Genomic DNA, 10,472 nt, shown 5'->3' on the forward strand with positions numbered 1-10,472 from the left:
TTATCTGTTAAAGCCAATTGATGATGAAGAGTTAGAAAGTGCAGTGCGAAAATATCAAAACCTGAAACCGGATCACAATCAAATAAGTCTGGATTTTGATGATATTAAAAAATTACTTGTCAACCCTCTTGAAAGAGAATACAAAAAAAGATTCACAATTAGACTTGGACAACATTTGAAGATTATCAATTCGGATGAAATAGAATGTTTTTACAGCGAAAATAAGGGGACCTATGCGGCTACAATAGAAGGAAGGAGTTACCTTTTGGATACTACTTTGGAAAACCTGGAAAACGAATTATCTCCGCAAATTTACTTCAGAGTGAGTAGAAAGTTTTATATTAATATCAACCATATAAAAGACATCGTATCTTATGCTAATTCTCGCTTAATAATTAAATTAAATCACTATAAGGAGCAAGAAATAATAGTAAGTAGGGAACGGGTTAAAGATTTCAAGTTATGGTTGGAATAATATTGCTTAAATATTTGATATAAAAATAGATAAGTACTTCGATAGATTTTTCTTATAGTTAGTTTTTTATACTTTTTAGGGCTTTTTATCCACTCGATTATCATCAAAAGCTGATGGCAATAATTTTGGAATCAGTTTTATAAAAATAGGTAATAATACTGCACCGCCCGGAAGTAAAAATATGGCCAGGGATGGGATGCTCTTAAAGATATCAATGAGTTGATTCTGGACTTTTTTCTTCTCCTCAGAACTGAGGTCCCTAACTGTGGATTTAGAAATTAGCTGCACTAATTCTTTGCTTTCCGATAATTCTTTTTGAAGCCTTTTATTGTTTCTTAAAATTAGTTTGTTGACTACTTTGGCCATTCCGTCATAGAATTGAATAGCCATGTTGGGATCTTTCAAAAATGGAATATGGGCAGAATTTTTTTCAAAGAAGGAAGTAATTTCCTCTAAGGATCTGGAAATCTCTTTTCTTTCAAAACCAAGATCCTTGCCGATCCCAAAAATAAATTCGGATTCCTGATATTCCAGTGTTTTATCTTCCCAAACTGTGAGACATGCAACATCCAGAAAATAATGATTTTCCCAAATTGAGGAGTTATTTAATAATTGGGCTCTATATGAACCGTCAAATTGTTGTTTTTCATCATCAATAAATGACATTGAAGAGGCAAAAAGTTGGGCCAATCGCTCGTCAGTTTTGTTTTTCTCTTTGGAATTTAGGGCATGTGAGGTAACATTTATCGTAAGGTATTCCAGAATTTGAGCATGTTCCCTAATATCTTTACCATCATTCAGGTAATATTTGAAGGTAAGAACATCAATAAATAATAAGGAATTGGTAATAATTCTATTGAAAGTTAAACTAAAAAGATTATCACCAAGGTAAACTCTCGAATTGATTAGTTTTTCAAGTTGTTTTGATGTTTTACTACCCGCCAGGATTTTATTAAGGAAGGAAATATGGCTGATGTTAAGTTCCTGATAAAATTTAAAAATAGTTTGAAGAAAATCATCAAAATTTGAATTCTTACGTTCTATTTTAAAAGTAAAGAATAGGGCCGTTAAGAGGTTAATCTTTGCTTTCTCGTCTTCCGAAAGCGTATGCTCCGGACTAATAAAACGAGGAATCTTAATATTAAGGCCATAGACGAAACCAGAGGTTTTGAGCCCTCCGTAAAGATGCCTGAAGTCTTGAAAAGCTTCAAGATTATCTTTTACGTCATATCCGAATTTATCTATCCAACCGGATGCGGATGGGTTCATTGGCTTTAACTTTTGGAAATTCAAAGTAAAACAAAATAAAGGACATTCTTCTTTATGTCAATATTATTAGAGGGAATTGTAGCTTTAACTAGTTTATTTTTGGCTTATTAGTACTTCTTATGGTCCTTTTAAAGTCAAATTTGGGTTTTTTCCACTGACCAATTAAGATTGGATTTTGGTTTTTTTTAACTTTTTGATAGGAAATTATAGATGAAATGTGTATCTTTTCCGTTCAAATGCTTTTAAAGCACTTCTGCAATGCCCCAAGTATTACAGAAATCTAAGATTATTTATTAGTAAGTTTTGTGAAATTAACCCAAATCAATCACGTTATGGAATACTATATTTTTTCCATTTGGTTTATTGTAATGTCCTTTCTGCTATTCAAGGTTTTTAAAGCTCATTATTCTTTGAGAAAGAATCAGGGCAGAGAAATAAATCATTAGAGGTATTGAAAAATCAATACGATTTTTACCCTTATACTTCCATGCAAGAGAGGTATTTAAATTAAAAATGACTGCTAGATCAGCAGCCATTTTTAATTTAAATAAAAGGGTATTTCTATTCAATTATCCCTGTACAACTTACCCTGGCACCAGCAGCACCACTTGGCTGAGAAGTAAAATCATCAACTCCCTGATGTACAATTACGGCCTTACCTAAAATATTCATATTTTCGTCATCGCAACCGATGCACCATTGATCCGTGCTAAATTCAACAATAGCATTGCCATCTTCATCTGCAGTGAAGTTCCCGATGTCTCCTTTGTGATAGCCTTCTTCAGCCCCCCATTTGCCATGGGGTTCATGTGTTGGATTCCAATGTCCGCCCGAAGACTTCCCATCTTCAGAAGAACAATCTGCCTTTTCATGAATATGAATTGCATGTTCCCCCGGGCTGAGACCACTTAGGGTAGCTTTCATCATCACCATACCATTTTCTTGTGTAAATTCGACTTCACCCATTACATTACTGTCACTTTTGGGTTCCATGGAAAATTTTATCACCTCCACATTCGTTTTTTCGACCACGATTTCTGTCTGTTCATCCACAACATTGTCATCCTTTTTTTCATCTTTTTTACCATCCTTACAACTGTAAGTAATGGCAAGAAGCAAACTCAAGGCTATGATTTGTATTTTCTTCATTTTTTTCGTTTTTAGTTATGTTTGAAAGTTACATAATATTCGTTGGTATATCAATAGAATATTTAAATTCATTGCATCAAAAGGAAATCCATGTTAAGCAATAACTTTGGTTATTACCTGAGTCTCAGTGTGAAGGGTTTTATGAACGGGACACTTATCTGCAATTTCCAGGATCCGTTTTGTCTGTCTCTCGTCAAGACTACCGCTGAGTTTTAATTCTCTGTGAAATGTGTCGATTTTTGCGCCGGGTGATTCACAATCCAGGCAGTCTTCCACGTGTGATTTACCATAAGAAGTATGTACTTCAACATTTTGAAGCTCCCACCCTTTCCTTTTGGCATACATCTGAATGGTCATGGCAGTGCAGGCAGATAATCCGGCTGAGACGAATTCATATGGAGATGGTCCAAAGTCATTACCGCCAAAATCCTCCGGTTCATCGGCCAGCATATAATGATTACCTACTTTCATTGAGGTTGAAAATCCTTCTTCAGCGTCCAGGCTGGCGACTACCTGATGTTTGGAACTTATTTTCTTTTCCTTCGGTAGTTCCAGATAGCGCAGGGCCCAAGCCGAAATTATTTTGCCTGCATAGAGAGAATCTTTCTTATCAGATAGCAGGTGATCTGCGCCGTCCAGGGAAATAAAACTTTTGGGGTGATGAGCGGCGGTATAAATCTTTTCTGCGTTCTTAATTTCTACTGTTAGATCTTGTGGCGAATGCAAAATCAAAATGGGTTTACGTAGTTCTTTAATTTTTTGAGGAAGTGATTTGGTTTCCAGATCTTCCAAAAATTGTTTCTTAATGGTAAAATCTCGTCCACCAATATTTACTTTTGCTTGCCCTTTTGCACTTATTTCTTCAATGCTACTCCTTAGTAAATGCTTTACATGAACAGGGTTTGACGGTGCACCTATGGTTACCAGGGTCTTTACCGAAGTTATTTCTGATGCCGCGAGGATAGCCGCGGCTCCGCCTAGAGAATGTCCGATTAAAAGAGTTGGTGCGTTATGGGCGTTTTTCAAATAATCTGCCGCGGCAATTAAATCTTCAACATTCCCGGAAAAATTGGTGTCTGCAAAATCACCCTCGCTCTCACCAAGTCCGGTAAAATCAAAGCGTAAAACTCCAAAACCACTGGAAGTAAGAGATTTGCTTATATTCTTTATGGCTAACAGGTTTTTGTTGCAAGTAAAACAGTGGGCAAACAACACATAATTGTGTGGTAATTGATTTACAGGTAATTCCAGCCTTCCAATGAGTTCTTGCCCTGTTTTATTATGAAATAGTACTTTTTGTAGGCTCATATTGCTGCTTTAGTTAGTTATAGTCGAATGAAAGATACAATACTTTCGGGCAGTAACAGGCTGTATTGAAATTGGATGATACCAGTCTTCTTAAGCGAAAGCTGGAAACAAGTTATTTGACCTTACCGTTTTTTCGGCGCAAATCAGGATTGTAGAATATGCCAAATTGCAAGCGATCAAAATTTGTAGTATTGAAATGGTTTTTTAAGTACCCTAATTGAACACTAAAATTTTCAAGGACATTTATGCCCAAAGCAGCATAAAGCCTGTTCTGATTAAAAATGTCATCCTGAAGATTTAAAAATATCTCGTCATAGAAGTTTAGAAAAAAAGTATTGGTAAGTGGAAGTGTTATTTGCAACCTGTAACGGGCTCTGTGTTGGGTGTCAGTAGTTGATCCTGAATGCAAAAAACGCTGTTCGAATCGAAATCGGTGTTCAAATAATAGTTCCCAAACCTTGTTTTTAAGAATAAATTGTTCGAATAGTCTGTTTTCAAAGAGATTATTTTGATTAGGGATATCTTCAAAACTGTTATCGGTATCAATGTAGCCATAACCTATAGTAGCAATGGCCTCAGGACTTATATGGTAATTAAGGCCAACCCTAAGTAGCATTTGATTAAAATTACTGGTAGTCTCATAGTACCTGAACTGCGCTTCGGAATGAATGCTAAATCGATCTGAAATTTTATTAATTCCAAAGTACATATACCAGGCTCCTAGTTTATCTTCTCCCGTTTCCTGGGCGGCTCCATTGTATACCGTTAAAAGGATAAGAATAACCGCTAATTTCCTCATTTGCCAATACCTTTTAATAAACTATAAATTTTAAGCTCGCTTAAATGTCAAAATTCTATTCAAGCGAGCTTTCATATTGAATTTAAATATCTAAAATCGATTATGCATTATTATTCAGCATCTAAGAATCGGAATTCATTTCCATAGTTTCACCATCATCTATAGGGGTGCCCTTATCTTGCTTCAGATATACATCTAAAAATTCCAAAACCTTACTATATGCTTCAATCTGATTTTCCTTTTTTACAAAGCCATGACCTTCGTCTTCAAATAAGACATATTCTACAGGAACACCATTTTTTCTTACTCCCGCTACAATTTCATCAGATTCTACCTGCAAAACCCTTGGGTCCTGGGCACCTTGTAAAACAATCAAAGGTTTTGTTACCTTATCTGTATGGAATAAAGGTGAAATTTTTCTGAGCCTAACAGAATCAGCACTGTTGGGGTCTCCCAATTCTTTATATAGTGCATCTTTAAAAGATTCCCACCATGGTGGAATACTTCGCAGTGTTCTTATCCAGTTGGTAACTCCAAATAAATTCACTCCAACAGCAAATTCCTCAGGGGTATAGGTAAGTGCAGCCATAGTCATATAGCCACCATAAGAACCCCCGATGATACCAATTTTCTCTGCGTCAATTTCTTCCTGTTGAGCAAGCCAGTTTTTACCCTCAACACAATCTTTTAAATCCTTATCCCCATGATTTAAATCGTCCATCTGATAAAATGTCTTTCCATAACCGCTGCTGCCTCTGTTGTTCACCGCAAGGATGGCATAGCCATGATTTACCATATATTGGATTAGGGAACTAAAATTTTGTCTTGATTGTCCTCCGGGTCCACCATGAACCCAAACAAGTGCTGGTACTTTGTTTTCGGTACTAGCCTGATGTGGTTTATAATAAATGGCCGGTATTTCAACCCCATCAAAAGAATTAAATCGTATTACTTCGGCAGTAACCAGATGTTCACCTTCTATTTCAGGGTTTAAAACGTTTGTAAGTTGATTTTGCTCCTTCGTTTCTAAATCATATACAAATAAATTGGATGGTGTATTTGAACCTCCGGCATAAAACCTCATGGTTTTTTCATCCTCCGAAAAACCCACATTGGTAATACTCATATTATCAAATTTGGGAAGTTCAATATTTTCACCCGAAGCCATATCTTTTACCTCAATAACATTTTTGGCATCTTCATTTATATAGGTCACCTGGTAAGTGCCATTTTCAGTAAAATAACTTCCAACAATATCCCAATTGCGCTCCATAACTTTTTCACGGGAGCCGTCTGCAATATTATATTTCATGAGGTAAGCAAATTCAGCACCATCGTCCGTCGTATAATAAAGCGCTGAACCATCCTTGGCAAAATCCTCACTGCTATTAGCACTTTGATTTACATTTATTTTTGTTGTGGATTTATTTTCAAAACTATAGAGAAACAAATCACTATCATTAGTGTTAATGGCCTTACTAAGTGGAAGATACATTTTATCATGGGAGATCCCACCTAGATTATATCCATCATCGTTTTGATAGAGCAGGGCAGGACTAAAATTCTCTAAATCCATCTCATAAAGATCCATATACCTATTGTCTCTTTTATTGGAGGTGAAGAAAAAGCTTTTATTGTCCTCTGCCCATCCATAGAAAATTGTTCTGGCACCTTCATAAGGAGTAAGGTCAGTATGTGAGCCTTCTTCATCCCTGAGATAGATATGATAAATTTCATCACCATTATTGTCCATTCTAAACAACATACGTTCGTCTTCAGGGAAGTAGGAAATGGAAAACACAGAGGAGCTATCAGATGCAGTAACCGGGATAAAATCTCCTCCTGATGAAGCAACTGTGTACATATTATAAATACCTGAACGGTTGCTGGACACTAATAATTTTGATTTATCGGGGGAAAAACTACCACCAAAAACGCTTTCATTGTCCATCATTTGTTTTATGGTATATGTCTCCAGGGTTTCGGCAATGTTTGGCTTTGTTTCTTTTTTTTCCTGTTTACAGCTCCAAATAGTAACAGCGATTAGTAGCAAGATCAGTTTTTTCATTTTTACTATAGTTTTAAGATTGACATTTAAATTGTTATTACCTTAAGAAAGCAAGAAGAACGTGCAATTTTTATTATTGGAAATAATTGACATTCTAGCATTAAAGAAAGGTACTTGGAATTAGAAGTTAAATATACCAAAAAGTTACACTTCAAATCTTCGTTGTTAATGATATTTTGGAACTTCATTGCAGAACTATTAAAAATATCATTCTTTTAATTAAATTCTTTTTTCTTCTGAATGCTCTTTAAAAAAGCGTTACGAATTAAGGCTCTCTTAAATAGATTTCTCCGTCTTTCATTACAAATTTTACCAATTTCACCCTGGAAATATCTTTAGTCGGGTCACCTTGAACGGCTATAAGATCGGCCAAAAACCCTTTCTTTATGTGGCCGAGTCTATCAAGGTGAAACACCCTTGCGTTTATTGATGTTGCAGACTGCAGCACTGCTAATGGGGTCATTCCGTATTCCACCATCAGTTCCATTTCCCGATAATTTTCACCGTGACTAAAAACACCGACATCCCCACCAAAAATAATCTCGACTCCGGATTGGAGCGCTTCGTTAAACGAAGCCTTTTTTTGTACAATTCTTTTCGGTACAGGGTCTTTACCTTTTATCCAGCCTCCATATTGCTCAACAGCTTCGCCCGCAGCTAATGTGGGACAAAAAGCAACGTCATGTTCTTTCATTAAATTAAATTCCTTTAGGGTTCCTAAATCCCCGTGTTCTATGGTTTCTACTCCTGCCAGTACCGCCCTCCGAATCCCCTCCGGAGTACTTGCATGTGCGACCACATATCTGCCTGCACTTTCGGCAGCATCCACCATAACTTCAAGTTCATTTTGTAAAAATGTAGGTTGCGCTGTTTCGCCCGGTTTCCATCTATAGTCAGCATATACTTTAATAAAGTCGGATCCATTTCCAATCTGCCTTCGCACTGTTCGAATGGCTTCATCAATGCCACTAACCGTTTCCGCGCCAAGAGGAACAGTTACCCCATCATGAAATCCCTTTGGCCCATAAGCTCCGGTGGCAACAATTGCCGGGCCGGCAACCAGTAGGCGCGGACCTGGAATAATTCCTTCATCAATAGTTTTTTTAAGATATACATCGGTATATCCTGCCCCCTCGGCACCCAAATCCCTCATAGTGGTAACTCCGGCCAGAAGCGATCTTTTTGCGTAATTAGTGGCACGAATTGCCCGTTCTGCTGAAGATTCTTTAAGTACCTGGTCATTCCAGCTTGTTTCATTGTAGGGGTGGAGAAGTAAATGTGAATGCCCCTCAATAATGCCGGGCATTAGTGTCATTCCCTTGAGATAAATCGTATCATTAATAGTCTTGATGGGACTTCTATTCAAAGGGCCTGTATAGTTGATTTTATTACCCTCAACAATGACAATCCAATTGCTAAATAATTTTTCTCCATCAAATACTTTTTCCGGAATCAATAATGACTGACTCTGAATTCCAAAACTTAACAGCAGAAGATTTAGTAAAAGCAACTTTTTCATGATTACAATTTAGTTGGGCTGGCGAATTAAACATTAAATAAAATTACCGGTTTATAAGTCTCCGGATTCCAATAAATAGAAAAATAAACAGGGAATAACTAATAAAGAATGGAATGATATATTGGTCCAGTTGGCACATAAACATTATACCAATAATTAAAAGTTGAAACCCTAGTCCAAAAGTAGAGACAGCTGTCATTAGCCAATTGGGAAGCTTATTGCTATCCACGGCATTGCGATCGAGGCCATAAATAATGCGGTCAAACAGGCCATAGAAGATACTGTAAAGTTTGAAAAGAAAATTCACTGTTTGTTGCTTTTCACCATTCATGGCTTTTGGTGGATTGTGCTCAAAAATCCGACTTGTTGTGTCACCGTTGTGTTTGTTTCTTAGAATAACGTAATAGTAGTTATACAGCGTACCTTGCAGTTGAAGGCCTATAAATGCAAGAATTGTGTACCAAATTGAACCTTCTGTGACATACCAGATGGCAACCATTATCAATAGGTTTAGGACAATGTCTGAAATTGAATCCAGATATCTCCCTGTATAGGAGGGCTGATTTTTAATCCTGGCTAATTCTCCGTCTGCTGCATCCAGAATTGACTTTAATACAAGAAAGAAGGCAGCAGCCCAGTAATAGTTATAAAGGATACACAGGATAGCAAGAAGGCCGGAAATTACAAAACCAATGGTAACATGAATGGGTGTAATGGTGGTGTTTTTTAAAGAATTTGCAATCAACTTAGCAAAGGGCCTGCCATAGTCCGAAAGGTCTATAAACTGATATTCCTTTGGTAATTTAGACATTACATTTTCGGCCTATACTTTGGCAGATATTAATAACGACAACACGCTGGCTTAATACGCCGTATAGGCTTTACACAAAAGTAACATTAAATTTACAAACAGGAAACTTACTCATTTGCCAAAAAGCTGTAAGTCTATTGTGCAGAAGCACTTTGTGCGATGAGTTGTAGTTTTTGATCAATTGCTTCCTTGCTTAACCAAACTCCCCGCACCATTACTCCCGACAAGTCTTTTAGGGCACTAATGTTTTCAACGGGATTAGAATTGACAAGTAAAATATCGGCAGTCATCCCTTCCTTTAATTGCCCGAAAACAGCTTCCATATCAAAAAAGCGAGCGGGATTAATGGTTCCGGTTTTTATGATTTCAATGGGGGTTAATCCTGATGCCAGCATTCCCTTAATTTCATGGTGGATAGAAAATCCGGGTACATTGAACAATTGAGGGGCATCTGAACCCAGAAGCAAGCCCTGACCATCTTTATTTAATGCATAGATTAATTTTCGTCTTATTGCAATAAACATTTCCCATTGTTTTTTATCAAAATTTGAATCCGGTCCTGTGGAAGCCTCTTTGCGTTTTCTCCAATTTTCAAGTGTTGAAACGGGCATATACTGCATTTCAGGCTGATTTAGCAGCGTATTTCCGTCTGTTGGCGCAAACCATCGCTCAAAAAGACTTTGTGTAGGCACTATCCAAACGCTATTTATTTTAGACAATGATACGAGCTTATCTATTTTAGTTGTATCAGCGAGCGTTGTAAAATTATATCCAAAAAAGCCATTTTCATCTGGTTTTACATTTTCAGATGAGGGAACTAAGCCTTCCAAAAAACCATCTACATGATCAATAGAGGCATATTTGCTTTGCAGAGCGTGATTAATGCCTACATCAACCGGCACATGTCCGGAAAATGTAATTCCAACTTCATTAGCTGTTTTAACCAATTCGTCAAACACATTGCGCTTAATTCCTGGGTGAATTTTTAAAAAGTCATATCCATCATTTTTATAGGCTGTTACCTTATCCCTGGCTTCTTCAGTCGTAGTAACAGAATTTCCATTTAATGAAGGG

Annotated in this window: 9 protein-coding genes; 1 reads left to right on the forward strand and 8 read right to left on the reverse strand. The window is 36.9% G+C overall.

Going from position 1 to position 10,472, the window contains the following annotated elements; genetic code table 11:
* On the forward strand, positions 1 to 475 hold a 475-nt coding region (locus tag Q0X77_RS01155), incomplete at its 5' end, for a LytTR family DNA-binding domain-containing protein (protein WP_297792020.1).
* 75 nt (positions 476 to 550) lie between these two features.
* On the opposite strand, the gene Q0X77_RS01160 is transcribed toward Q0X77_RS01155, so the two are convergent.
* The 8 genes from Q0X77_RS01160 to Q0X77_RS01195 all read right to left on the reverse strand — a co-directional run.
* Positions 551 to 1,744: an LETM1-related biofilm-associated protein gene (locus tag Q0X77_RS01160; protein WP_297792022.1), complete on the reverse strand. Its 1,194-nt coding sequence runs from the start codon at positions 1,742 to 1,744 to the stop codon at positions 551 to 553.
* Between the two features lie 561 nt (positions 1,745 to 2,305).
* Positions 2,306 to 2,893 (reverse strand): superoxide dismutase family protein, encoded by a 588-nt coding sequence (locus Q0X77_RS01165; protein WP_297792024.1) that lies wholly within the window; start codon positions 2,891 to 2,893, stop codon positions 2,306 to 2,308.
* Positions 2,894 to 2,986: 93 nt separating this feature from the next.
* Positions 2,987 to 4,201, reverse strand: a complete 1,215-nt coding sequence (locus Q0X77_RS01170; protein ID WP_297792026.1) for a bifunctional alpha/beta hydrolase/OsmC family protein — start codon at positions 4,199 to 4,201, stop codon at positions 2,987 to 2,989.
* A gap of 112 nt (positions 4,202 to 4,313) precedes the next feature.
* Positions 4,314 to 5,000 carry a DUF2490 domain-containing protein gene (locus Q0X77_RS01175; protein ID WP_297792028.1) on the reverse strand — a complete coding sequence of 229 codons (687 nt, stop codon included), beginning with the start codon at positions 4,998 to 5,000 and terminating at the stop codon, positions 4,314 to 4,316.
* 121 nt (positions 5,001 to 5,121) lie between these two features.
* On the reverse strand, positions 5,122 to 7,068 hold the full coding sequence (locus tag Q0X77_RS01180; protein ID WP_297792030.1) for an alpha/beta fold hydrolase: 1,947 nt from the start codon (positions 7,066 to 7,068) through the stop codon (positions 5,122 to 5,124).
* Positions 7,069 to 7,333: 265 nt separating this feature from the next.
* Positions 7,334 to 8,587, reverse strand: coding sequence for an amidohydrolase family protein (locus tag Q0X77_RS01185; RefSeq protein WP_297792032.1), 1,254 nt, complete (start codon positions 8,585 to 8,587; stop codon positions 7,334 to 7,336).
* Between the two features lie 43 nt (positions 8,588 to 8,630).
* Positions 8,631 to 9,398, reverse strand: coding sequence for a CDP-alcohol phosphatidyltransferase family protein (locus tag Q0X77_RS01190; protein WP_297792034.1), 768 nt, complete (start codon positions 9,396 to 9,398; stop codon positions 8,631 to 8,633).
* 134 nt (positions 9,399 to 9,532) lie between these two features.
* The coding region (locus tag Q0X77_RS01195; protein WP_297792036.1) for an amidohydrolase family protein at positions 9,533 to 10,472 on the reverse strand (940 nt) is incomplete at its 5' end.

The sequence above is a fragment of the uncultured Eudoraea sp. genome (assembly GCF_947258925.1).
In the GTDB taxonomy this organism is placed as follows: Bacteria; Bacteroidota; Bacteroidia; order Flavobacteriales; family Flavobacteriaceae; genus Eudoraea.